Origin of the sequence: Cupriavidus sp. SIMBA_020, from assembly GCF_046535395.1 — a bacterium.
GTDB classification, from domain to species: Bacteria; Pseudomonadota; Gammaproteobacteria; order Burkholderiales; family Burkholderiaceae; genus Cupriavidus; species Cupriavidus campinensis.
In genome coordinates this window covers 1-252 of the sequence record NZ_JAWRWU010001186.1, presented here as the reverse complement: position 1 = coordinate 252, position 252 = coordinate 1, and the positions used below count along the sequence as shown (strand labels likewise).

The window sequence follows — 252 nt, the reverse complement described above, 5'->3', positions numbered from 1 at the left end:
CCACGTCGATACGCTCGCGATTCTCGCCGCGCTGCCGCCGGACCTGCGTGCGAGCGTGCGTCCGGCCGCCGCGCGCGACTACTGGGACGCCACGCCCACGCGCCGTTTCATCGCCAATCGCGTGCTCGGCGTGGTCTACGTGACGCGCCAGGGCGCGGCGGGCGAAGATCCGCTGCAGGCCGTGCGCGACGCGCTGGCCGCGGGCTGGTCGATCATCATCTTTCCGGAAGGTACGCGCAGCGCGACGGGCGA

Annotated in this window: 1 protein-coding gene; it reads left to right on the top strand. The window is 73.0% G+C overall.

From position 1 onward, the window contains the following. On the top strand, positions 1-252 hold a 252-nt coding region (locus SB751_RS33270; RefSeq protein ID WP_410749402.1), incomplete at both ends, for a 1-acyl-sn-glycerol-3-phosphate acyltransferase.